We start from the raw sequence: 23,652 nt of genomic DNA on the forward strand, positions 1-23,652 counted from the left end.
CTGCTGTTGCCCCGCCTTAGGCTCACGCCTCCTGCTGCGCCGGCCGTGGATCCCGACACGACGGCATCCGGGGCGCCCCAGGGCGGCCTGCTCCACATCCTGGGGGTGAGCTTCGGGATCGCCGGCGCGGTGGGAGGCACCATCGGCGCCGGCATTCTGCGCACGCCGGGGCTTGTGGCCGCGCAACTGGGCAGCGCGCCCCTGATCGTGGCCGCCTGGGTGGCCGGGGCGCTCTACGCCCTGCTCGGTGCCCTGGCCGTGGCGGAACTGGGCACCAGTCTGCCCCGTGCGGGTGGCTGGACCGTCTATGCCCGCCGGGCCCTTGGTGATCAGGCGGGCTTCTCCGTGGGCTGGATCGACTGGGTGGGCCACTGCGCCGGCCTTGCCTGGGTGGCGGTGACCATCGGCGACTACACCATCGGCCTGCTGCCGGCCCTGCCCGTGGGTGGCAAGGTGGTGGCCCTGATCGTGCTGCTGGGGTTCGCGCTGATCCAGCGGCTGGGCGTCGAGGCCGGCAGCCTCAGCCAGAAGATTCTCAGCCTGGGCAAGGCCCTGGCGTTCCTCGGCCTGATCGTGGCCTGTTTCCTGCATGCCCCGGTGAGGGAGCTGGCGGGGTTGGCCGAACCGCTGCTGGAGTCCGCCACCGCCACCGCCCCTGGCGCGGCCGCCGCCGGGGGGATCAGCCTCGGCATCGGTGTGGTGTTCGCCATGCAGGCGGTGATCACCACCTACGACGGCTGGCACAGCCCGATCTACTTCGCCGAGGAGTTCGCCGAACCGTCGAGGGATCTGCCCCGCTCCCTGGTGGGCGGGGTGCTCAGCGTGGCCGGCCTCTATCTGCTGGTGAATCTGGCCCTGCTGCGGCTCCTGCCGGTCCCGCGGATCGCAGGGTCGGTGCTGCCCCTGGCCGATGCCGCCGAGGTGCTCTTCGGGGCCTGGAGTTCCCAGCTGATCGTGCTGCTGGCCCTGATCTCCTCCTTCGGCCTGGTGAATGCCGTGGTGATGGGCGCGCCGCGCATCCTCTACGGCCTCAGCCGGGATGGCCTGTTCCTGCCGCAGTTCGCCACGGTGAGCGCCAGCGGCACCCCCGTGCTCGGCCTGGCGCTCACCACCGTGGGCGCGGGGCTGCTGGTGAGCTTCGGCGACTTCACGATCCTGCTGGGCATCGCCTCCTTTCTCTACGTGCTGCTGTACCTGAGCGGCATCACCGCGCTGTTCCTGCTGCGCTGGCGTGAGCCCGCTCTGGAGCGGCCCTTCCGTGACCCTGGCTATCCGCTCAGCGCCGCGATCGTGTGGCTGGGGTCGCTGGCCTTCCTGATCGCCGCGATCCGCAACGACACGGCCAACAGCGCCTGGGCCCTGGGCCTGATCCTGCTCAGCCTGCCTCTGCACCAGCTGACACGGCAGAAGGTGCCGCCTCCGGCCTGAGCCCGGAGCGCACCAGCACCGGCGCGCGCTTGAACGCCGGCGTTCCCGAGCGCGGGTCCACCGGGACCCGGATGATGGCGTTCACCTCCGGGTAGAACATCAGCGCGGCGCCTTCGCGGATCTCACCCGGGATGATCTCCACACCCTCCAGGGCGCCGGCTTCCCCCTGCACCGTCACCGTCTGGTGGGGCGCCAGGCCTGAGCGGGCCAGATCGGCCCGGTTCATCAGGATCGTGTGGCGGTGGGGCATGCCCCGGTAGGCGTCACCCGGCTTGTACACCACGGTGTTGTGCTGGGAGTAGCTGCGGGCGGTGATCAGGGTGAGCGCCAGGCCGGCCTCCCCCGGCGCCAGGCCGCCGAAGTGGGCCGGCTCCGGTTGCACCAGCGCCGGCAGGGGTGTGGGCTCCATCCGTGCTCTGCCTGACGGCGTGGGGAAGCTGGGCTGCTCGAACACCCGCCCCTCCACACTGAACTCCCGTTTCGTGGCATCGATGGCGGCGATCGGGCCGTAGCCGGGCACGGTGCGGGCGATCAGCTGGCGCACGTAGACGGGATCGTGGAGCTGGCCCCAGTCCACGGGCTCCCTGCCCAGCAGCCGCGTCGCCAGCCCGGCGAGGAATTCCACCTCGCTGATCAGATCGGCGTGCTTGAGGTGGGTGTGGCCGGGTTCGTTGAGCCTCACGAAGTTGTTGCCCGATTCGGTGGTGGTGCGGTGGGGCGTCTCGAAGCGGTTGAACACCGGCAGCACCAGGGTCCGGCGGGCACCGAGACCGTGGAAATGCCCCTGATTGGGCTTGGTGGCCAGGTAGATCACGGTGTCGATGCGGCCGAGGGCATGGCGGGCCTGGGTCGAGTCCGGATTGGCGCCCCAGAGGTTGCCCCCCAGGCAGAGCAGGGTGTCGACCGTGCCGGCCTCGGCGGCCTCGATCAGGGCGCGGGTGTCGTAGCCGGGCACGCGGCTGAGGGGCCGGCCCAGCAGCGCCTCGAGGGCCTGCTGCATGTCGGCGCGCAGCTTCACGGTCACGCCCATCGAACCGAAGCCCTGCACGTTGGAGTGGCCGCGGATCGGCATCGTGCCCGCACCAGGGCGGCCGGCGTTGCCGCTGACCAGGGCGGTGTTGGCGATGGCCTGCACGTTGGTGGTGCCGTTGGCGTGGTGGGTGATCCCCATCGCCCAGGCGAAGACCACGCCGCGGGAGCGGGCGATCACGGCGGCGGCGTGCTCGAGCTCCTCGCGGCTGAGGCCGCAGCAGGCGGTGATCGCCTCCCAGGGGGTGGCGCGTGCCTGCTCCAGCACCGCGTCGGCTCCCTCGGTGTGGGCGTTCAGGAAGTCCCAGCGAATCTGACCGGCCTCCAGCAGGGCCTTCTGAAAGCCCAGGAACACAGCCGTGTCGCTGCCCGGCACCGGTTGCAGGAACAGCGAGGCAATCTCCGAGCCCCGCAGCATCGACTTGATCGGGAAAGCCGGCGAGCCGAACTTCAGGAGCCCCACCTCCAGCACCGGGTTGATCACGATCACGCTGCCGCCGCGCTCGCGCAGGCGGATCAGCTCGTTCATCAGCCTCGGGTGGTTGGCCGGCGCGTTCGAGCCCACCAGCACCACGCAGTCGGCCTGCTGCAGGCTCTCCAGGCTCACCATCGAGGTGCCCGAGCCGAACACCGCGTTCAGCCCCACGGTGGAGGGGGCATGGCAGAGGTCGGAGCAGTCGGCAAGGTTGTTGGAGCCCAGCGCCCGCAGCAGCAGTTGCAGCAGGTAGGCGGCCTCGTTGGAGGATCGTCCGGAGCTGTAGGAGGCCAGCCGTTGCGGCGGCACCCGGAAGGCGGCTTCGGTGATGGCGAAGACGTCGTCCCAGGCGAGGCGTTCGTAGTGGCTGCGGCCCTCGCGCAGGATCAGGGGATGGCTGAGCCGGCCGAGGCGATCCGCCTCCAGGGAACTCAGGCGCTGGAGCGCGCTGACGCTGCGGCCCGAGAACACCTCGTGAGGCACCGCGGGCTGCAGTTCGGCGCTGATCGCCTCCACGCTCTTGAGGCAGCGCTGCAGCGGTTCCCCCAGCTCATCGCTGAAGCCGCCGTTCTGGCCGCCCGTGCCCCAGGCGCAGGAGAGGCAGGCGCTCTTGTGCAGCAGCGTCTGCCAGAGCAGGGGGCCCTTCGGGGAGAGGGTGGCTCTGGCCCAGCCCTCGATCACGGGCCAGCCGCCGCCCACGCTGGGGGTGCCTGGATCGGGCGGTTCTGCCTTCACGACGCTCGCTCCTACGGCCACCCGTTCAGGATGGCGTGCCCCACCGCCCGCGGGGCCCGGTCGCAGGGTTACGGCTTGTTGCCGCCGATACGATCAGGTCTCAACTCCAGGATCCGGCATCCCCCCAGTCGCCGCGCACCGAAGTCAGGTCTTTTACGGCTGCGCGGGGATTTTCCTTGGCCAGGCTGGGCTTCTCATCGATCTGCCTTCCCTGCCGCTCCTGGCGCGGGACTTTGAGGTGAGCGCCGCCGCCAGCCAGGCGTCGATCACCGCCTATGCGTTGGGCTATGGCCTCTCGCAGTTGGTGTGGGGCCCGCTCTCCGATCGCTGGGGCCGTCGGCCCACGGCCCTCACGGGGCTGGCTCTGTTCAGCCTGGCCAGTCTGCTGCTGGTTGCAGTCTCGGGATTTGCTCCATTCCTGACCATGCGCTTGATCCAGGGCATCGGCGCCGGCTGCGGCACCTCGGTGTCACGGGCCTGCCTGCGCGATGTCTTCAGCGACCGGCTGCTGACCCGGGCCATGTCGTTCGTGGCCATGAGCTATGCCCTGGCTCTCGGCCTCGCGCCCTTTCTGGGCGGATTGATCGCCCGGGTGGCCCCGTGGCGCGTTGATTTCCTGCTGCTGTCGCTGTTGGGGGCCGCCACGGCCGGGGTGCTCTCCCGGGGGCTCAGGGAACCCCGCAGACCGGCCCCGACTGAGCGGAGAGCAGGGTGGGGCGTGGGCGAGATCGCCCTGGGCTATGGCCGCCTGGCCCGTGATTCCCGCTTCCTGGTGCCCGCCTTGATCGCCACCTTCGGCACCGGACTGATGGTGGTCTACAGCGCGGTCAGTCCATTTGATTTCGAGAAGGGATTGGGCTTCAGCCCGTCTCAGTTCGGTGCCATCTCCCTCAGCCTGAGCATTCCTTATCTGGTGGGCGCCGCCGTGCTGAGCCGCTGGGTGATGGGCCTGGGCCAGGAGCGGTTGCTGCGCGGCGGGCTCGGCGCCGTGCTGGCCGGTGCGGCACTGATGCTGGCGCTGGGGGTGACGGGACGCTTCGATGCCGACTCCCTGCTGGTGCCGATGCTTGTGGTCACGCTGGGGGCGGGCCTCATGGTGCCGATCGGCCTGGCCATGCCGATGCAGGCCTTCCCCGACCAGGCCGGGCAGGCCTCGGCCCTCACGGGTTTCCTGCAGCAGGAAGGATCCGGTCTGCTGGTGGCCCTGGCGGTTGGGATCCCCGACACCACCCAGGTCCCTCTGGCAGGGGCCTTGCTCGCCCTCGGCGTGGTCCTGGCCCTGCTGGTGCGTGCCTACGGGCGCCTGGCCCCCTCCCCGTGACTGGCCCACGTCCATCCCCTGCTCCGGGCCTGCGCGCGGCTCTGGCCTGGTCGCAGACGCTGCTGGTGGCGGGGGGCGCCATCGGGCTGGTGGAGCTTCCCTATCAGTGGCTCTCGGAGCTGGGGTTCCGCCTTCAGGCGCTCTGGACTCCGGGCGGGCCGGCGGAGCGCCCCTGGCTGCTGCTGCCCCTGGTGCTGGGCACGGCCCTGTTCCTGGTGCTCGCCTGGGGGCCGCTGGCGGCCGGCCGGGGCGGCGGCATCACCGGGGTGCTGGTGCTGCAGAACGCCAGCGGCGACGCCGAGCGAACCAGGGCCGGCGCCAGCCTCGAGCTGAGGCGCCAGCTGGTACGCCTGCCGCTGGTGGCCCTCACCCATCTGGCCGGCCTGAGTGTCGGCACCGAGTCCCCGTCCGCGGCCCTGGGCGCCTCCATGCTGCTGGCGCTGCGCCGCCGCTTCCTTGTGCTGCAGCAGCTGCCTGTGGCCCTGGTGGCCGCCATCGGGGGTGGCGCCGGCCTTGGGGCGGCCTTCCGCTCTCCCCTGCTGGGAGCCGCCTATGCCCTGGAGGAACTCAGCGCCGTCCATGGCTTGCCGCTGATGGTGCCGACCCTGATCCTTGGGGGGCTCGGCGGGGCACTCAACTCGCGGCTGGGTCAGCCGGCCCGCCTGGCGGAGGGCATGGGCGCGGCTCTGGAGCTGCGGTTGCTGCCGCTGGCGTTGCTGATCACCCTGGTCACGGCTCTGCTGGGAGTCCTGCTGGTGCGCCTGCTCATCCCCCTCTCCGGCTGGCTGGCCCAGCGACTGCGCGACCGCTTCCGCTGGCTCACCGCTGTGGGGATCACCCTGAGCCTCGCGCTGCTGGCCGTGCTAAGCGGAGGGCTCAGTCTCAACGACGGCTCCCTCGCCCTGGGACCGGCCCTGGCCGGCGCACCCGCAACTGGGTGGTGGGCGGCTGTGCCGCGCCTGCTGGGACCCCTGCTCAGCATTGCGATCGGGGCCCCCGGAGGACTGATGCATGACTCGATGACCCTCGGGGCTGTGCTGGTGACCCCATGGCTCGGCGCCTTGCCCGAGCAGCAGCAGGCGGCTCTGGCGGGAGTGGCCGCGGCTGCCCTCTTCAGCGGGGCCTGCCGTACGCCGCTGTTCTGCGCCCTGTTCGTGTTCACCCTCCAGGGCAATGCCGTTCTGCTGCCGTGGCTGCTCACGGCTTCGGCCATCGCGGCGGCCATGGGCCGCTGGCTGGGCGGCCCCAGCTGGAACGAGGTGCAGGTGGAGGCTTTCCGGACTCGATAGCCTCGAGACTGGTGTCCGGGAGGTGGATCTGACTCTCGATGCAGCGGCCCCGGCGGTGGCCGGAAACCAGGAGGCCAGCGCCACCTGTCACCGGCTGGCGGGGATCAGCTTCCCCTGGGACATGACCCGCTCCCTGGAGCTGGCCCTGCTCAAGACCTTCTGTCTGCCCTCGATCTCCGGCCTGCTGCAACGCAGCGGTGAGTTCGAGGCCCGCCCCCGCAAGCGCTATGACGACACCGGATTGATGGTGGCGGAGCTGCTCAGGCATGGGCCCGACAGCACCGCGGGGGCGGCGGTGATCGAGCGGATGAACCGCATCCACGCTCACTTCGCCATCAGCAACGACGACTCTCTCTATGTGCTCTCCACCTTCGTGGCGGAACCGATCCGCTGGATGGCCCGTTATGGCTGGAGACCGCTCACCCGGCTGGAGCAGGACCACCTGTTCCGCTTCTGGGCGGTGGTGGGCACCCGGATGGGCATCGCGGGGATCCCGCCCAGCCTGACGGAGCTGCTGGAGTGGAACCGCCGCGTGGAGGTCCAGCACTTCCGCTACACCGCCAGCAACCAGCGCATTGCCGACGCCACCCTGGCGATGTTGCTCGAGGACTGGCCGGCTCCCCTGCGGCCGCTCGCGCGCCGCCTGCTGATGGGTCTGCTCACGGCCCCGGTGACCGACAGCCTGGGCTGGAGCGAGGCGCCCAGCTGGGTTCAGAGACTGGTGCTGATGGCCCTGAAACTGCGCAGCGTCCTGGCTGCAGCGCTTGCGCGCTGGAGGCCCCCAGGCGAGGCCCGCTTCTATTCCGATCGTCCCACACCCAGTTATGGCCCTCGGTTTTCCCTCGAGCAGCTGGGTCCACCGGCCTTGCTGGCTCGCCTCAACACGCCCCCGTCCAGCGCGCCCGGGGATGGGCGGGACCCCTCTGCCGGCGACTGACACGCCGGGGCGTTCGCACTCCTGCTGGTTTGCTATCTCTGAATGAAAGTTCCCATGATGCGATAAAGACTTGACGGAATGCCCGGAAATATGTATTATCAATTCATGGATTGATCAATGGGAAGTTGCTTTTGCACGCTTCTCTGCATGGTTTCGTTTCCCGTGCTTTCCGCATGCTTCCCTCTCTGAGTTTTGATTTTTGCATCAGTGTTCATGGTGATTGACAAGGGCGGTTTCTGCCATGCAGTCCTTGTCGGTCGGTTGACAAGCTTATTTGAATCACTTTCTTCCGGGCAATCATGGTAGATACGGCCAGTACCAGTGGTCTCTATATTCTGCTCATCAGTGTGCATGGATTGATTCGAGGGCAGGATCTCGAGCTCGGTCGAGATGCCGATACGGGGGGACAAACAAAATACGTTGTGGAGCTCGCCAAGGCTCTGTCCAGGCAGGAGGGGGTCGAGCGGGTTGATCTGGTGACACGGCTGGTCGTCGATGAGGCCATCAGCCCTGATTACAAAGCTCCCGTTGAGAAGCTCTCCGAGAATCTTCAGATCGTCCGGATCAAGGCCGGACCAGATGAGTACATACCGAAGGAGCAGCTCTGGCCACACATGGACAGCTTCGCTGACCATCTCTACACCTGGCTGAGTGAGCAGTCGCGCCTTCCGGACGTCATCCATACCCACTATGCCGATGCCGGATATGTAGGAGTCCGTCTGGCGAATCTCACAGGACTGCCACTGGTGCATACAGGCCACTCCCTTGGTCGCGATAAGTACCGTCGCCTTCTTGCCGTGGGTATGGGCATTGAGCAGATCGAGCAGCGCTATCACATGCAGGCGCGAATCAGCGCTGAGGAAGATACATTGAGTTGTGCTGAATTGGTGATCACCAGCACCCGCAATGAGATCGAAAGTCAATATGAGCTTTATGATTATTACACTCCTGAGAAGATGGCGGTGATTCCGCCGGGGACTGATCTCGAGCAGTTCCATCCCCCCATCGAGGGCCAGCCTGCTGAATCGCGGGCGTTTCAGAACACGCTCAACCTGTTTCTGCGTGATCCGGCCAAGCCGATGATCCTGGCGCTGTCACGGCCGGACGAGCGCAAGAACATTGTTTCGTTGCTTGAGGCCTATGGCCAGACCAAGAGCTTGCAGGAGCTGGCCAATCTTGTGATCGTGGCCGGCAACCGCGATGACATCCGCGAGCTCAATGATGGGGCTCAGTCGGTGTTGACTGAATTGCTCTGGGTGATTGATGTCTATGAGCTTTACGGAAAAGTAGCCCTCCCCAAGCATCACTCTGCTGAGAACGTTCCTGAGATCTACCGCCTGGCGGCGGCCTCCAGGGGAGTTTTCGTGAATCCCGCCCTGACCGAGCCTTTCGGACTCACCCTCCTGGAGGCCGCCGCCAGCGGACTGCCCCTGGTGGCCACCGAGAACGGCGGTCCTGTCGACATCATCGGCAACTGCCGCAACGGCCTGCTGGTGGATCCGCTCAGCCGTGAGGCCATCGCTGATGCGTTGCTCTCCATTCTTCAGAAGCCGGCGCGTTGGCAGGAGTTCTCTAGCAATGGTCTGCGCAACATTGCCCGCTTCTACTCCTGGGAGGCTCACGCCAAGGCCTACCTGGCCATGGTGCAGCCGCTGGTCTCCAAGCGAAAGCCGCTGACACAGGTTCCGTCGACCCACCAATTCAGCAGCTACCGGAATCGGGCGCTGTTCACCGCCCTCGACAACACCCTTCTTGGCGATGCGGAAGCGTTGGAGCAGTTCGCCAAGGTGGTGCGAACCCATCGCCGCCAGTTCCTCTTCGGCATCGCCACGGGCCGGCGCCTGGATTCCGTGCTGACCATCCTCAAACGCAACAGTATCCCCACGCCCGATGTGCTGATCACCAGCCTGGGGACGGAGATCTATTACACCTCGGAGTTGTTTGCCGACATCGCCTGGAGCTACCACATTGATCACTCCTGGACACCCCAGGTGCTGCGTCGAGCCCTGGAATCCCTGCCAGGGCTTTCACCACAGCCCAAGAATGAACAGAGCCGCTTCAAGGTGTCGTATTTTTATGATGCCCAAATCGCTCCGCCGCTGGACGAGATTCTGGGTTTGCTCAGGCAACAGGAGCTTTCAGTGAATGCGACGTTGTCGTTCGGCCAGTATCTCGATATCGTTCCTGCGCGAGCCTCGAAAGGTCAGGCTTTACGTTATGTCGCCAGTCAATACAATATTCCTCTTGACCGCACCTTGGTGACGGGTGGATCGGGAGGAGATGCTGACATGCTACGTGGTAATACGCTCGGTGTTGTTGTAGCCAACCGCCACCAGGAAGAGCTCTCCAACCTCAGTGAGAATGAACAGGTTTACTTTGCCAATGGCGCCCATGCCTGGGGAATTCTTGAAGCGATCCGCCACTATGGTTTTTTCTGACCAGCCATGAGTCGTTTGGCTGTCCCCTGATCAATCACGAGTGTTCCAGTCCATGCTTCAGCTTTTTTCATGACCCAGCTCCTGATCTGTACCGACCTTGATCGCACCCTTTTGCCCAACGGTGATCTTGAGGAGTCGCCGCACGCCCGTGAGCGGTTTGCTGCGGTGGCCTCCCGCCCGGAGGTCACGCTGGCCTACGTGTCGGGCCGGGATCTGGCCCTGGTTGAGCAGGCCATCACGGACTTCGGCATTCCCAGGCCTGACTGGGTGATCGGCGATGTGGGCAGCAAGCTCTATCAGTTGAACGAGGCGGGTGAAGGGAATGATCAGGGACAAAACAAGGACCCAACCACCTGGATCCAGTCCAGTGCCTGGGAGGAGGACATCGCCCTGGACTGGCCTCGACTCGTCAACGAGCAGATCGCTGAGGCCCTCACCTCGATCCATGGCCTTGTGCTTCAGGAGCCTGCTCGGCAGAGCCGTTACAAGGTGAGTTACTACCTTCCACTCGGTTTCGATCTTGATACGCTTCGGCAGGACATGGGAGCCAGGCTCCAGGAGTTGGGGGCTCATTCAAGTCTGATCTACAGCGTGGATGAGCAGGCGCAAGTGGGTCTGCTCGATGTCCTGCCTCAGCGGGCCACCAAGCTTCATGCGGTGGAATTCCTGATGCAGAGCCTGGGCGTGACGACCACCAACACTGTATTTGCGGGTGACAGCGGCAATGACCTGCCGGTTCTGGTGAGTTCAGTTCCTTCCGTGTTGGTGGCCAATGCCCATCCGGATGTGATTCGAGAGGCTGAAGCCAGTTCACGGGATCGCAGTACAGCAGACTTCTTGTATCTGGCCAAGGGTAACTTCCTGGGCATGAATGGAAACTACAGCGCTGGGATTCTGGAAGGTCTGGTTCACTATCATCCCGAAACGAAGGACTGGATCACCTGACCCTTCATAGGCATGGGGCCCTCGTCGAGGCGTGCGCCAACACCTCTGAAGGATTCTTTCCCCGACCCACGTCCCTGATCTTCGCCCCCATGGTCATCGGTTGGGGCTTGTCCGACTGTCGGCCTCGGCCTCCTGCTCCACCCGCTTCCTCTGCCCGCTCAGTAACACCTGTTCGGAACTTAGACGCACGAACTGTTGGTGCTTCTTTCTATCCTTTTCGGAGGATGCTTCTCGGTTCTGAACTCGCTGCCGGTCACGCCAGGCGGCCAAGTCACCTCCGACCGGCGCGGGTTGGGTTCCAGCCCTCCCTCCAGATTCTTTTTGTTCAACTGTTGATTCTCTGATGTACGAACAGATCTCTCATTCACTGTTGAACTCGATTCTGGACGAACTCAGACCGGAAATCAAGCGACAGAACCTCCGTCATTTCTACACAAGACTGGGCGCGAACTTTTATGCTATTCATTCGCTGTTCTCCACTCTTTATGGCGACCGCGACGATTTTCAGGCCCAGATGGTGCGCCTGGTTGAAACTATGGCCGAAGGCTATATCTACCGATCAGAGGAGTCCGAGCGGCTGGACATGAGTCGCGAGCAGGACCACAACTGGTTCCTGTCGCAGAAATGGGTGGGCATGGCCCTGTACACCAACGGCTTTGCTGAAAACCTGGCTGATCTAGCCAATAAAATTGGCTATTTTCAGGAGCTGGGTGTGAACATGGTTCACATCATGCCCATTTTGAAGTGTCCAATCGGCAAGAGCGATGGCGGTTATGCCATCAGTAATTTCCGGGAAATTGATGGCAGGGTGGGTGATCTCAACGATTTTCAGAAAATATCGGAGCAATTCCGGAAAAACGACATCCTGTTGGTGCTTGATATCGTGCTCAACCATACCTCGGATGAGCACGAATGGGCGCTCAAGGCCAAGGCCGGTGACCCTCACTATCAGAACTACTATCTCACCTTTGAAGACCGCTCGGTCCCCGACGTCTTCGAGCAGGGAATGCCAGAGGTTTTCCCTGAAACGGATCCTGGAAATTTCACCTGGAATGAGGAGATGGGGCGTTGGGTGATGACCGTTTTCCACGACTACCAGTGGGATCTGGACTATCGCAACCCGGACGTCTTCATCGAGATCCTCGCGATCGTTCTGTTCTGGGCCAATCAAGGCGTGGATGTTCTGCGCCTTGACGCCGTTGCATTCCTCTGGAAAAAGATGGGATCAACCTGTCAGAACGAGAGAAAGGCACATCTGATCCTGCAGCTCCTGAAGGACTGTTGCCAGGTCACGGCTCCTGGCGTTCTCTTCATTGCGGAAGCCATTGTCGCTCCTGGTGAACTGGCAAAATATTTTGGAGAAGATGCGATTGTTGCCAAAGAATGTGAAATTGCCTACAATGCCACGTTGATGGCCCTCCTCTGGGACGGCATCGCAACCAAGAACACGAAGTTGTTGCGTGAGGGCATCAAGAGCCTTCCTTCCAAGCTGGATCGTGCCACCTGGCTGACCTATGTGCGCTGTCATGACGATATTGGCTTTGGCTTTGATGATCGAGATATTTCGGCTGTGGGTTATGAGCCTCATTCCCATCGAATGTTCCTGATCGATTATTTCAGTGGAAAGTATGACGATACATCCAGGGGGCTGGTGTTCATGCGCAATGAGTTCACCGGAGATGCGCGTATCTGTGGGTCCCTGGCGTCCCTGGCCGGGCTTGAGTCTGCCCTCGAGAGTGGAGATCAGGCCAGGATCGACCGTGCCATCAGCAAGATCCTGCTGCTCAACAGTGTGATCATGTCGTTCGGCGGGATCCCTCTCCTCTACAACGGTGATGCTCTGGGCCTGCTCAACGACTACAGCTACAGCGGTGACCCGAGCAAGGCCAATGACAGTCGCTGGGTGCATCGCTCCAAGATCGACTGGGAGAAGGCAGCGCTTCGGCATCAGCGTGGCTCCGTGGAATGCAGGATCTTCACGGCCATGAAGCGGATGATCTCCATTCGAAAGGAGATCTCGGCTTTTGCAGACTTCAACAACCGTGAGCTGCTGCACTCGGACAACGAGCATCTCCTCTGTTATCTCCGCTTCAACCCGCTGAGGACCTCAGACAAGGTCTTCGTGGTGGCGAACTTCGATGATCATCCCCAGCGCCTGGAGCTGGAGAGCTACAGCCGTTATGGCATCAACCCCCGCGGAAATTATGTGGACCTTTTCAGTGGTGTGCGGCCCTCCCAGTACGAGGGTTGCATTGCCTTGCAGGGTGGACAGTTCTATTGGCTGAGCGAGAATTGATTCAGAGAGAATTGATCAGAGCCTGAACCAAGCCGAGGCTGGCTCAGGTCTCACTCTCCAGCACCACAGGATCACCCACCTGGACCTCACCAGGTGTGACCACGCTCAGGCGGATGCCGGCTACCACCTTGTTGTGACGTGCCGTGGCCCGCAGGATCTCCAGGTCTTCTGGAAGATCACCCTGGCTGAGGGTGGTGACCACGCAGCGCGGACAGCCGTCATCGACCCGCAGGCGCAGCTCCCGGCCGAGGCGAAGGGTGCAGCCGATCCAGGCTTCCTCGAGGAAGCCGCTGTCGCCGCTCTCCGGCTGGATCAGCAGGTTCGGGCGGAACCGCTCCACAGCGAAATCGAGCTCGGGCTCCAGCGTCCGAAGCCGTTCCAGAGTGGCGGTGGTGATGGCGTGCAGGGGGCAGGAATCGAAGAAGGTGCCGCTGGGCAGCACCAGTTCATTCACCACATCCTGAAAGGCCCTCTGAGGTACCGGAGGCCAGTACTGATCCAGGCTGGCGCCCTCCGGCGGCTGATCCAGCAGGCTGACCGGGCGCTCCAGCCAGTCGGAAAGCCTCGCGCTCACCTCGGGATCACTGCTGAGCATGGTGTCTGCGGGGGTCGTGATCGCCACCGCCGGCGGCGCCTTCCCAGAGAGCGGGGGTTCCACGTAGCGGGCGCTGCAGCTCAGCAGGTCCTTCCAGAGCCGCGGATTCTTGGCGCTGGCCACGCGGCCGGTGTCGTGGTCCCAGAGGGCATAGGCCCGGTCGCCGCAGAGGCCTGACCTGCCGATGCTGGCGGTGGGCAGCCGCTCCCCCAGCATCGATTTCACCGGGTAGCGCCAGATGGCCTCCACCTGCCCCACCCGTTCGCCCACGGGCGGCTTCTCGATCTGCGGCACTGCTCGTCGCTCCGCCATCTCAGCGCCCACTTTCAGTGACGGCTCATTCCAGCCGCCGCATCGCCCTGACGAGGTTCAGCCCACACCTTTCGGCGCCGTGGCCGGACGCAGCGGGTCCTCACCCAGGCGTGGCAGCAGCTGCACCAGGTTGCAGGGCTGGGTGCTGCTCTCGAGCTGGGCACCGATCAGGCGGTCCCAGGCGGTGCTCACAGCATCGAGGGAGCCGGGCAGCACGAAGAGGATCGTGGCGTTGGCCACCCCCGCCAGGCACCGGCTCTGCAGTGTGCTCGTGCCGATCGCCTCGAACGAGAGCACCCGGAACAGTTCCCCGAAGCCATCGATCGTCTTGTCGAGCAGGGGTGCCACCGCTTCCGGTGTGCCGTCCCGGCCCGTGAGACCGGTGCCGCCGCTGCTGATCACCACCTGCACGCGGGGATCGGCGATCCAGCCGCTGACGACGGCGCGGATGACGTAGCGGTTGTCGGGGACGAGCTTCCGCTCGGCGAGGCGATGGCCCGCGGCTTCCAGCCGCTGCAGCAGGGCATCACCGGAGGGATCACCGCTGCCCGGATCGGCGCTGCGTCGATCCGAGACCGTGAGCAGGGCGATGGCGAGGGACACCGAGGGCATCGGACGGCGGACCTCTCTTCTCTAGAGGGTGATCGGCTCCATGGGGCCGCTGCGCCAGCGCCCCGACACCTGTTCCGCCAGCAGCGGCGTGAGCGTGAGCCGCAGCGGTGACCCGGCCGCCACGTCGACCCGAAGGGCGGAAAAGCGGCGCCGGAGCTTGCTGCCATGGCCCGAGCGCCCCACGAACAGCTCGGAGTGGGCCACGATCCGCTCCTCACCCGGTGGGCCTTCCAGCAGCGTGCTCCCCTGGGCCCGCTGGCGGCGCAGGCTGTAGCCACCGCCGCCGCAGATCAGCCAGGGAATGTGGCTGTCGCCATGGCCGGTGGAGCCGCTGCGCAGGAGTTCCAGGCAGTGGGCATGGCCGGTGAGCACCAGATTCAGCAGAGGCCGCCGGGCCGTGGCCGGGCCGACCCGGGCGGCCACCTGATCCAGCACGGCGCGCAGATGCCGGCGCACCGCCAGGGTCTGCGGTTCCTGCCACTTGCTGGCCTCGGTGGCGTAGGGGGGATGGTGCAGAACGAGAATCCGGCCCCGAACCCGTGGATTCAGCCACGACGCCACCAGGGTCTCCCGCAGCCAGGCCAGTTGCGCGCCGTCCGCGGCGTCCTCGCCGGAGTCCTCCCGGGCCCGGGGTGGAGGCCGATCGAAGGTGTTCGAGTCGAGGGCGAGCACATCGACGCCCGCCCAGCGGAACGTGTAGTAGCGGTTGGGCAGGCGCGTGAACTGGCCTGGGCGGTAGTCCAGGCAGCGATGGCCGTCGTGGGTGGCGGTGTAATGCCGGTCCAGGTGGCCCCCGAGCCGCTCCTCCGGAAGCGCGGCCAGCCCGTCGAGGAAGGCGCGGGCATAGGCCTCGCCCACGCGCGATCCATGGAGCCCCACATCGAAGTCGATCCTCGGCAGGAGCCGGCGCACAGGGCTCGAGATCCCGGCCAGGAGGAGAAGCGGCACCGACAGGTCGTAGTAATCGTGGTTGCCGGGCACCGGCAGGAACGGCAGGCGAAAGGTGAGCCGGTCGAAGCGAAGGCTGCGCCAGTCGTCCCCGCCCACCAGCCATTCCCTGTAGGGCTGGATGAAGTTGCGCGGATACTGCTCGCTGGAGCCCACCAGGTACACCACATCGCCGGTGTGGAGCACAAACCCCACACCATCACGCTGGGCCTGGAGCAGCTCGGCCACCTGCCGCTGCGGGCTGCCGGGTCCGCAGCGGCCGGAGCCGCTGTCGCCCAGGGCCAGGAAGCTGAAGGCCTCGTCGCCGTCGGGTGCCGACGCGATGGCCAGCCGCGTCTGGTCGATGCCGCGACGCCTCAGGGCGGGGTGGCCCCGCCGCACCCTGGCATCCATGCGCTCGATCTTGGCGGCAATGCTCGCCTCGGACGCCAGGGTCATCGCGGGTCTCAGCTCACGGGCAGGGGGGCGAACACGGTGAGGGCCCCGCTCAGGCAGGTGATGCTGATCGGATTGGCCTCCAGCAGTTCGCCGTCAATCACCAGTTTCTGGGGGGGATCGGTGCTGATCGTGATCGACCGTGCGCGCAGACAGAGCAGATCGGGCCGGTTGGTGGGGGAGCGCACCACCGCCGACGCCACCAGCGAGGCGAAGGTGTTCAGGCCCTGCAGCCGGTTCGTGGGGGAGGCGATGGTGATCTCGAGCAGGCCGTCGTCGGGGATCACCCGGCCGAAGCCCTGGGCCAGCACCGAGGTGGCCGGCGCCACGTTCGCCACGGTGATGGCGCCCGTCTGGAGCTCCGTCACCTGGCCATCGATCTCGAGCCTGGCCTGGAAGGGTTCCTGGCTGGCCAGCTGCTGCGCGCCGGCCAGCACGTAGGCCAGGGGACCGAGCATGGTCTTGAGGTCGCGGGTGGCCCGGTCCACCATCCCCGCTTCGAAGCCGACTCCCGCCAGCAGCACCATCGGAGTGCCGTTGCAGCGGGCTGCGTCCACCACCCGGGTCTGCCCGGCCAGGATCGTCAGGCAGGCGGCCTCCAGGTCGATGGGGATGTTCAGGGCCGTGGCGAAGGCGTTGGCGGTGCCGCGGGGGATCACCCCCAGGGGAATACCGGCCTCCATCACCGCACCCGCCACGGCCGAGACGGTGCCATCCCCGCCTGAGGCCAGGATCATGACCTCGCCGATCTCGGTGGCAGGCCGGGCCTGAACGATGTCCACCAGTTCCCGGGTCTGGTCGGCGGGGTCGCGGTCCGGCCTGGTCAGCACCACCTGCAGCAGGATCTGAGGCTCGAGGATGGTGCGGATCAGGGCCAGATCCTGGTTGGGATCCCCCTGACCGGCCACCGGGTTGAAGATCAGATAGGCCAGGCGGCTGCGGGCCAGCCCGCGCAGGGCCAGCTCCGCGGTGGCCGCGTTCAGGGCCAGGGCCGTGTCGGTGAGGCTGCAGGCCCGCAGCAGCAGGTTCAGATCCGGCGTGCGGCCCGGGGGAGCCGCCGGGTCCACGAAGAACAGCACAGCGCTCACCTCGCCGGAGAGAACCCTCTCCGCGAGCTGGATGTCGCCGCCGGCCGCCAGCGCTGCCAGGGGGCTGACCGCCAGGGAGGTGGTGCGACCATCCCGTGCCAGCACATCGGCCAGCTCCGCCGGCGCCAGCAGGGGGAACCCCGCCAGGGAGGCCTGGTGCCTGGCCAGGAAGCTGATCAGGGTGTTGAGCTGGTCTTCGCCGGCCAGCAGGGCCAGGGCGTTGGGCATGGCCGGATCACTCCTCCAGGGCCACCAGGTCGCGCAGCTGACCGGGGTCGAGGCCACCCAGCCACTCCTCGCCGCTGCCGACGATGTCCTCGGCCAGGCGGGCCTTTTCGCGGATCATCCGGTCGATCTTCTCCTCCACCGAGCCGCTGGTGATGAACTTGTGCACCATCACGCGGTTGGTCTGGCCGATGCGGTACGCGCGGTCGGTGGCCTGGTTCTCCACCGCCGGGTTCCACCAGCGGTCGATGTGGAACACATGGCTGGCTCGGGTGAGATTGAGACCCACGCCGCCTGCCTTGAGCGAGAGCAGGAACAGCTGCGGACCGCGCGGATCCTCCTGGAAGCGATCCACCATGGCCTGACGTTCCGCCTTGCTGGTGCTGCCATACAGAAAGGGCACCTCCTGGTGGAAGCGCTTCTGCAGGTGGACCCGCAGCAGGTGACCCCACTCGGCGAACTGGGTGAACAGCAGAGCCCGGTCGCCCGCGTCGATCACTTCCTCCACGATTTCCTCGAGGCGCTGCACCTTGGCCGAGCGGGCGCTGAAGCCATCGCCCACCTCGGTTTCCTTGAGCATCAGGGCCGGATGGTTGCACACCTGCTTGAGTTTGGTGAGCAGGCCCAGCACCTGGCCGTGCTTCTGGCCCAGCGGTGCCCGTGCAATCGCATCGAGGGTCTCATCCACGGTGCGGCGGTAGAGCTTCGCCTGTTCGGTGGAGAGCCCCACCCACTCGCTCAGTTCCACCTTCTCCGGCAGATCGGAGATGATCGAGCGGTCGGTCTTGAGCCGGCGCAGGATGAACGGCCCGACCCGCGCCTTGAGGTCGCGCACCGAGGCCATGTCGCCGTAACGCTCGATCGGCAGGCGGTAGCGCTGGCGGAAGAACTCCTCTTCCCCGAGCACCTTCGGGTTGAGAAAATCCATCAGGGCCCAGAGTTCGCTCACCCGGTTCTCCACCGGCGTTCCGGTGAGGGCGATGCGGAAGCGGCTCTGCTTGAGGGGCCGGGCCAGCTCGCGGGCTGCCTGTGATTGCCGGGCCAAGGAATTCTTGATGGCCTGGGCCTCATCAATCACCACCCCCTGCCAGTCGAGGCTGCAGAGCACTTCGCTGTCGCGCTGCAGCAGTCCGTAGCTGGTGAGCACCAGATCCACCCCTTCCAGCTTTTTTTTCAGGGCGGCGGGTGTGGAGGGCCGCCGGGGGCCGTAGTGCTCCACGACGCTCAGCTCCGGGGTGAAGGCCTTCGCTTCGCGCAGCCAGTTGGTGAGCACCGAGGTGGGGGCCACCAGCAGCACGGGCCGCTTCAGTTCCTGCTCCGCCTTGAGGTGCTGAAGGAAGGCCAGCAGCTGGATCGTCTTGCCCAGACCCATGTCGTCGGCCAGGCAGGCCCCCTGATCGAAGCGGTGCAGGAAGGCCAGCCAGCCCAGGCCGCGCTCCTGGTAGGGCCGCAGCTGACCAGCGAAGCCCTCGGGGGCCGGCAGGGGATCGGGGGCCTTCTGCTGGTGGTACTGCTCCAGCACCGCCTTCAGCCTCGGGCCGGCCGTGAAGCGGTGCACCGGCAGCCTCTGAAGGGTCTCCCCCTCGTTGCCGGTCAGGCGCAGGGCGTCATCGAGGCTGAGGACCGGATCGAGGCCGCAGAACTTCTCGGCGTTGCGCAGATCACCCGGACGCAGCTCGATCCAGGCCCCCTTGTGCTGCACCAGCGGGCTGCGCTTGCCAGCCAGTCGCTCCAGGTCACGCAGGGTGAGCGTGACGCCGCCGATCATCAGCTCCCAGCTCCACTGCAGACTTTCGCCGAGGCTGAAGCCCCGGGAGCGCTCGGGCAGGTCGGCCTCGATCGCCAGGCCGAGCCGGCTGGCCAGACCGCCGCTGAGGCTGGGGGGCAGGACCACGCCGACGCCCACATCGCGCAGTTTGAGCGCGGCGGTGCGCACCAGCACGAAGGCTTCGGCCGGGGTGAGGGCCATTCGCTCCGGTGTGGCGGTGTCGAGCCCCCGCTCGATCGGTTCGAACACCTGCAGGGCCCGGCCGAGGCCCTCCAGCAGCAGTTCACCGGGCTGCTGGAGTTCGGTCTCACCCAGCTGCAAGCACCCAGCCCCGGCGGCCCAGACCCCGGCTGCGGGCAGAAGCAGGCTGGGATCGGCCTCGGCCTGGAGGCTGAAGCGCAGGGGCCAGAGATCCTCACCCTCGTCGGGGGTGTCGAGCTCAAGACAGGCCCGGGCCGGCTCGACCCGGCCAGCCACCGCTTCGCGCCAGTGGTGAGTGGCCACCTGCAGGCGTTCGCAGTCGTCGTCCCCGAGATCGAGGCGGCCGTCACCGGGGCCGAGGGCCCTCTGCCAGGCCGCCAGCAGCGGATCCAGACCGTCCTGGCTGGGGGTGAAGCCCGCACGCATGCGCGCATCCACCAGATGCGTGAGGATCGAGGCCAGCCGCCGCCGCCCGGACCCCGGATGCCAGCACGCCATCGCCACACCGGCCTCCCCCTGTCCGGGTTCCAGGGCCGCCACCGCCACCTGGGGCAGACGCGAGGCCAGATCCTCCAGGCGGCGCCGGTCGTCTTCACGGTTGATCAAGGGCAGCCAGCGGGCGCGGCCTCCCTCCACCTGGGGCAGCAGCCGGCCCCGGGCCAGCAGGCTCAGCGACCAGCGCTGCAGGTGGCTCCACCAGCGCAGGTCATCGGCCAGATCGGGATGGTCTCCCGACAGGGGCAGTCGTCCCAGCCAGACGGTGGCAGCGCCCGGCTCGAGCCACCAGCCCTCTACCCGCCAGGGCCACCACTCCACCGATTTCGGGATCGGTTCGCCCGCCTGCAGGGGCAGGCCGCTCCAGCTGCTGCTGTCGGCTTTCCTTTTCCCCCTGGCCCCCTGGCGGCGGCTGGGCAGGCAGAGGGTGGCGCCCGCCGGGCGGAAATCCTCCGTCCACAGGTCCGTCTCCTCCAACCAGGCGCCCAGGTCGTCCTGGTCGAGGCTGAGGGGGTGCCCGGGCGGCTCGCTGGCCGGTGTCCGGGGTTCCGCCACACGCCAGGTGTCGGCCCAGAGCAGAAGCCCCGGCCGGTAGCCGCCCCCCAGGGCGGGCACGGCGGACGTTTCGGCCGACAGCCAGGTGGCGTGCAGCAGGGTCATGGCCTCTGAGCCCGCTCAGACCAGGTGTGGCGTCGCATCGTGAACACCGGCAGCAACCACGGACATCGACCACGGACATCGCCTCGGCTCGCATGAGCGGAGCGACTCCCAGGGCACTCTGCCGGATGGTGCGCCCCGAGGCTGCAGCTAAGGCCGCAAAGGCGGCAGCCAGCGCTGCAGGGCCTGAAGCACGAGGGCACTGCCCGCCAGGGGCAGCCAGAGCGGCAGCCAGACCAGCAGCAGCTCCAGAGCCAGCCCCGGCAGCAGGCGCAGCCCCCCCTCGCCCAGAAGCTCCCCGACGGACGGCAGCTCGGGACTGGTGCCAAGGCTGCGGATGCCGCAGACCGCCCCCACCAGCCCCGCCTGCAAATGGCTGTCGTCTGGATCGACCCGCTGCAGGTGGAAGGCCAGCAGGCCGTAGAAGAAGCCACAACCCCCCGCCCGCAGGGCCGGTCTCAGTCCCAGCACCAGGGCCAGGGCCAGGGCGGTGGCGCCCGCCAGCAAAGCCCAGGCGATCGACTGCAGCCGCAGCTGGGCGCGATGGTCGGTTGGGGCCGTCAGGGCGGGCACGGGGACAGCGCGAATCGGTAAGGGCCTGTGCTGGGCGATCATGCCCTCTTCAGGGTTGATCTGCCTCGTCCGGCCATGGCTGCCACCACCTCCAGCCGCTCCGGGCGGCGCTCCCGCCCCCACAGCGGTGCCGAGATCCGCGAGGCCTTTCTGGCCTTCTACGAGGCCAGGGGGCACCGGCGCATGGCCAGCGCCTCACTGGTGCCCGACGACCCCACGGTGTTGCTCACCATCGCCGGGATGCTGCCGTTCAAGCCGGTGTTCCTGGGGCAGACGCAACCCCCGGCGCCGCGAGCCACCAGCAGCCAGAAGTGCATCCGCACCAATGACATCGAGAACGTGGGCCGCACGGCCAGGCATCACACGTTCTTCGAGATGCTGGGCAACTTTTCCTTCGGCGACTACTTCAAGACCGAAGCGATGACCTGGGCCTGGGAGCTGGCGACCACGGTGTACGGCCTGGAACCGGGGCATCTGGTGGTGAGCGTCTTTCGCGACGACGACGAAGCCGAGGCGATCTGGCGTGATGTGGTGGGGGTCGATCCCCGGCGGATCGTGCGCCTGGGGGAGGCCGACAACTTCTGGGTGTCGGGCCCGACAGGACCCTGCGGCCCCTGTTCCGAGATCTACTACGACTTCAAGCCCGAGCTTGGCGTCGACCATCTCGATCTGGAGGATGACAACCGGTTCATCGAGTTCTACAACCTGGTTTTCATGCAGTTCAACCGCGACGCTGAGGGCAACCTCACGCCGCTGGAGAACAGGAACATCGATACCGGCCTGGGCCTGGAACGCATGGCCCAGATCCTGCAGGGGGTGCCGAACAACTATGAAACCGACCTCATCTATCCCCTGATCGAAACCGCCGCCACCCTGGCGGGAGTGAACTACAGCCAGCTCGACGCCCGCGGACAGACCTCCCTGAAGGTGATCGGGGACCACAGCCGCGCCATCACTCAGCTGATCGCCGACGGGGTGACCGCCTCCAATCTGGGTCGGGGATACATCCTGCGCCGTCTGCTGAGGCGGGTGGTGCGCCATGGACGCCTGCTGGGCATCACCACCCCCTTCCTCACGGCGATGGGGGAGGCGGCCATTGCCCTGATGGTGGATGCCTATCCCCAGCTGGTGGAGCGTCGCGACGCGATCATGGCCGAGCTGGCCCGGGAGGAGGCCAGGTTCCTGGAAACCCTCGAGCGCGGCGAGAAACTGCTCGCGGAGGTGCTCTCCTCGGGGCCAAGCCAGATCAGCGGTGAACAGGCCTTCGAGCTCTACGACACCTACGGCTTCCCCCTGGAGCTCACTGAAGAGATCGCCGAGGAGCACGGGCTGGCAGTGGATCTGGCGGGATTCGAGGCGGCGATGGAGGCCCAGCGCCAGCGTGCCAAGGCCGCGTCGGTCCGCCTCGATCTCACCCTGCAGGGGGCGATCGAGGCCATGGCCGAGCAGTTGCCGGCCACCGACTTCCGCGGTTACGAGGCCCTGGAGCACCCCAGCCAGGTGATGGCCCTGGTGGTGAACGGGCAGGCGTCCCAGAAGGCCCTGGCGGGAGATGAGGTGCAGATCGTGCTGGATTCCACTCCGTTCTATGGCGAATCGGGCGGCCAGATCGGTGATCGCGGTGTGCTGGCGGGTGGGGCGCCTGGGCAGGGCCCCGAGACCGGCGTGATCGTGCGCATCGAGGCTGTCAGTCACCAGCGCAAGCTGATCGTCCACCACGGCAGGATCGAGCGTGGCGAGCTGGCCCTGGGTGACACCGTGACCGCCCTGGTGGACCGCTCCTGCCGCCGCCGGGTCCAGGCCCACCACACCGCCACCCATCTGCTGCAGGCGGCCCTGAAGCAACTGGTGGATCCCTCGATCGCCCAGGCCGGCTCCCTGGTGGATTTCGAGCGGCTGCGCTTCGATTTCCACTGCCCCCACGCCATCAGCCCGGAGGATCTGGAGCGGATCGAGGAGCGGATCAACGGCTGGATCGCCGATGCCCATGCCCTGGAGGTGCGCGAGATGGAGCTGGAGCGAGCCCGCTCGGCGGGGGCTGTGGCCATGTTCGGTGAAAAGTATGCCGACACCGTTCGAGTCGTCGATGTGCCAGGGGTGTCGATGGAGCTCTGTGGCGGGACCCACGTGGCCAACACCGCGGAAATCGGACTGTTCCGCATCGTCAGCGAGAGCGGTGTGGCCGCCGGCATCCGTCGCATCGAGGCCGTGGCCGGTCCTGCGGTGCTCGACTATCTCAAGGAACGGGACACGGTGGTGCGGGCCCTGGGGGATCGCTTCAAGGTGCAGCCCGGTGAGATCCTCGAGCGGGTCAGCAGTCTCCAGGACGAGCTGAGGGCCGCGTCCAGGGCGCTGGCTGAGGCCCGCTCCGAACTGGCCCTCGCCAGGGCATCGGCCCTGGCCGCCGACGCCCTCGAGATGGGGACCTTCCGGGTGCTGGTGGCACGGCTGGATGGGGTGGAGGGAGCCGCCCTGCAGACGGCCGCCCAGCAACTCCAGGAGAGACTGGGATCAGCCGGGGCAGTGGTGCTGGGCGGCCTGCCCGCTCCTGAAGATCCAGCCAAGCTGGTGCTGGTGGCGGCCTTTGGCGCCGAGGTGATCACTGCAGGGCCGAAGGCCGGCAGCTTCATCGCCGTGGTGGCGAAGCGTTGCGGCGGCGGTGGCGGCGGTCGCCCCCAGCTGGCCCAGGCGGGCGGGCGCGATGCCGCCGCCCTCGACCCGGCCCTGGACCAGGCCCGCACCGACCTGATCAGCCAGCTGTCGTGATCGGCTTCATGTAGCGCCCGCTACAGACCGACGACCTGGCTGGGGATTGGTATCACTGCTGTCCAGCTTTTCATGCCCCGCTGG

The 23,652-nt window shown here is 66.6% G+C and carries 15 protein-coding genes; 8 read left to right on the forward strand and 7 right to left on the reverse strand.

Translation table 11 applies throughout. From position 1 onward, the window contains the following. Positions 1–45: 45 nt before the first annotated feature. On the forward strand, positions 46–1,428 hold the full coding sequence (locus I1E95_RS09735; RefSeq protein WP_231594541.1) for an APC family permease: 1,383 nt from the start codon (positions 46–48) through the stop codon (positions 1,426–1,428). Here I1E95_RS09735 and I1E95_RS09740 read toward each other — a convergent pair. Next, entirely contained in the window at positions 1,376–3,667 is a 2,292-nt protein-coding gene (locus I1E95_RS09740) for an FdhF/YdeP family oxidoreductase (RefSeq protein WP_197161794.1), read from the reverse strand. The genes I1E95_RS09735 and I1E95_RS09740 overlap by 53 nt on opposite strands. Positions 3,668–3,905: 238 nt before the next feature. Between I1E95_RS09740 and I1E95_RS09745 the strand changes: the two genes are divergently transcribed. The 6 genes from I1E95_RS09745 to I1E95_RS09770 all read left to right on the forward strand — a co-directional run bounded on the left by I1E95_RS09745 (position 3,906) and on the right by I1E95_RS09770 (position 12,893). Further along, on the forward strand, positions 3,906–4,988 hold the full coding sequence (locus I1E95_RS09745) for an MFS transporter (RefSeq protein WP_197161796.1): 1,083 nt from the start codon (positions 3,906–3,908) through the stop codon (positions 4,986–4,988). After that, entirely contained in the window at positions 4,985–6,277 is a 1,293-nt protein-coding gene (locus tag I1E95_RS09750) for a chloride channel protein (protein ID WP_231594542.1), read from the forward strand. The genes I1E95_RS09745 and I1E95_RS09750 overlap by 4 nt, the downstream gene beginning before the upstream one ends. Positions 6,278–6,299: 22 nt before the next feature. Further along, complete coding sequence (locus tag I1E95_RS09755) at positions 6,300–7,214, forward strand: oxygenase MpaB family protein (RefSeq protein ID WP_231594543.1); 915 nt, start codon at positions 6,300–6,302, stop codon at positions 7,212–7,214. A 299-nt stretch (positions 7,215–7,513) separates the two neighbouring features. Beyond that, positions 7,514–9,652, forward strand: a complete 2,139-nt coding sequence (locus tag I1E95_RS09760) for an HAD-IIB family hydrolase (RefSeq protein ID WP_197161801.1) — start codon at positions 7,514–7,516, stop codon at positions 9,650–9,652. Positions 9,653–9,721: 69 nt separating this feature from the next. After that, positions 9,722–10,597, forward strand: coding sequence for an HAD-IIB family hydrolase (locus I1E95_RS09765; protein ID WP_197161804.1), 876 nt, complete (start codon positions 9,722–9,724; stop codon positions 10,595–10,597). Between the two features lie 343 nt (positions 10,598–10,940). After that, a complete protein-coding gene (locus tag I1E95_RS09770; RefSeq protein WP_197161807.1) occupies positions 10,941–12,893 on the forward strand; it encodes an alpha-amylase family glycosyl hydrolase in 1,953 nt (650 codons plus the stop codon). A gap of 43 nt (positions 12,894–12,936) precedes the next feature. Here I1E95_RS09770 and I1E95_RS09775 read toward each other — a convergent pair whose 3' ends face one another. The 6 genes from I1E95_RS09775 to I1E95_RS09800 form a co-directional block, all read right to left on the reverse strand. Then, positions 12,937–13,800 carry an MOSC domain-containing protein gene (locus I1E95_RS09775; RefSeq protein WP_197161810.1) on the reverse strand — a complete coding sequence of 288 codons (864 nt, stop codon included), beginning with the start codon at positions 13,798–13,800 and terminating at the stop codon, positions 12,937–12,939. 57 nt (positions 13,801–13,857) lie between these two features. Then, on the reverse strand, positions 13,858–14,403 hold the full coding sequence (gene moaB, locus I1E95_RS09780; RefSeq protein WP_197167370.1) for a molybdenum cofactor biosynthesis protein B: 546 nt from the start codon (positions 14,401–14,403) through the stop codon (positions 13,858–13,860). A 30-nt stretch (positions 14,404–14,433) separates the two neighbouring features. Beyond that, positions 14,434–15,798, reverse strand: a complete 1,365-nt coding sequence (locus tag I1E95_RS09785) for a metallophosphoesterase (RefSeq protein ID WP_197161813.1) — start codon at positions 15,796–15,798, stop codon at positions 14,434–14,436. An 8-nt stretch (positions 15,799–15,806) separates the two neighbouring features. Next, the gene (locus tag I1E95_RS09790; protein WP_197161816.1) at positions 15,807–17,111 is read right to left on the reverse strand and encodes a diacylglycerol kinase family protein; all 1,305 of its coding nucleotides are present in this window, start codon (positions 17,109–17,111) and stop codon (positions 15,807–15,809) included. Positions 17,112–17,118: 7 nt separating this feature from the next. Beyond that, entirely contained in the window at positions 17,119–20,232 is a 3,114-nt protein-coding gene (locus I1E95_RS09795) for a DEAD/DEAH box helicase (protein ID WP_197161819.1), read from the reverse strand. Positions 20,233–20,379: 147 nt separating this feature from the next. Further along, positions 20,380–20,844 carry a hypothetical protein gene (locus tag I1E95_RS09800; RefSeq protein WP_197161822.1) on the reverse strand — a complete coding sequence of 155 codons (465 nt, stop codon included), beginning with the start codon at positions 20,842–20,844 and terminating at the stop codon, positions 20,380–20,382. Between the two features lie 33 nt (positions 20,845–20,877). Here I1E95_RS09800 and alaS point away from each other — a divergent pair, with 33 nt between their 5' ends. Further along, on the forward strand, positions 20,878–23,568 hold the full coding sequence (gene alaS / locus I1E95_RS09805; RefSeq protein ID WP_197161825.1) for an alanine--tRNA ligase: 2,691 nt from the start codon (positions 20,878–20,880) through the stop codon (positions 23,566–23,568). Positions 23,569–23,652 lie beyond the last annotated feature (84 nt).

The sequence above is a fragment of the Synechococcus sp. CBW1107 genome, assembly GCF_015841355.1.
Classification (GTDB): Bacteria; Cyanobacteriota; Cyanobacteriia; order PCC-6307; family Cyanobiaceae; genus Regnicoccus_A.

Coding starts and splice junctions, on each gene's coding strand:
- I1E95_RS09790 (WP_197161816.1), bottom strand. CDS start 17,111: ATGCCCAACGCCCTGGCCCTGCTGGCCGGCGAAGACCAGCTCAACACC.
- alaS (WP_197161825.1), top strand. CDS start 20,878: ATGGCTGCCACCACCTCCAGCCGCTCCGGGCGGCGCTCCCGCCCCCAC.
- I1E95_RS09765 (WP_197161804.1), top strand. CDS start 9,722: ATGACCCAGCTCCTGATCTGTACCGACCTTGATCGCACCCTTTTGCCC.
- I1E95_RS09770 (WP_197161807.1), top strand. CDS start 10,941: ATGTACGAACAGATCTCTCATTCACTGTTGAACTCGATTCTGGACGAA.
- I1E95_RS09800 (WP_197161822.1), bottom strand. CDS start 20,844: ATGATCGCCCAGCACAGGCCCTTACCGATTCGCGCTGTCCCCGTGCCC.
- I1E95_RS09760 (WP_197161801.1), top strand. CDS start 7,514: ATGGTAGATACGGCCAGTACCAGTGGTCTCTATATTCTGCTCATCAGT.
- I1E95_RS09775 (WP_197161810.1), bottom strand. CDS start 13,800: ATGGCGGAGCGACGAGCAGTGCCGCAGATCGAGAAGCCGCCCGTGGGC.
- I1E95_RS09795 (WP_197161819.1), bottom strand. CDS start 20,232: ATGACCCTGCTGCACGCCACCTGGCTGTCGGCCGAAACGTCCGCCGTG.
- I1E95_RS09785 (WP_197161813.1), bottom strand. CDS start 15,798: ATGACCCTGGCGTCCGAGGCGAGCATTGCCGCCAAGATCGAGCGCATG.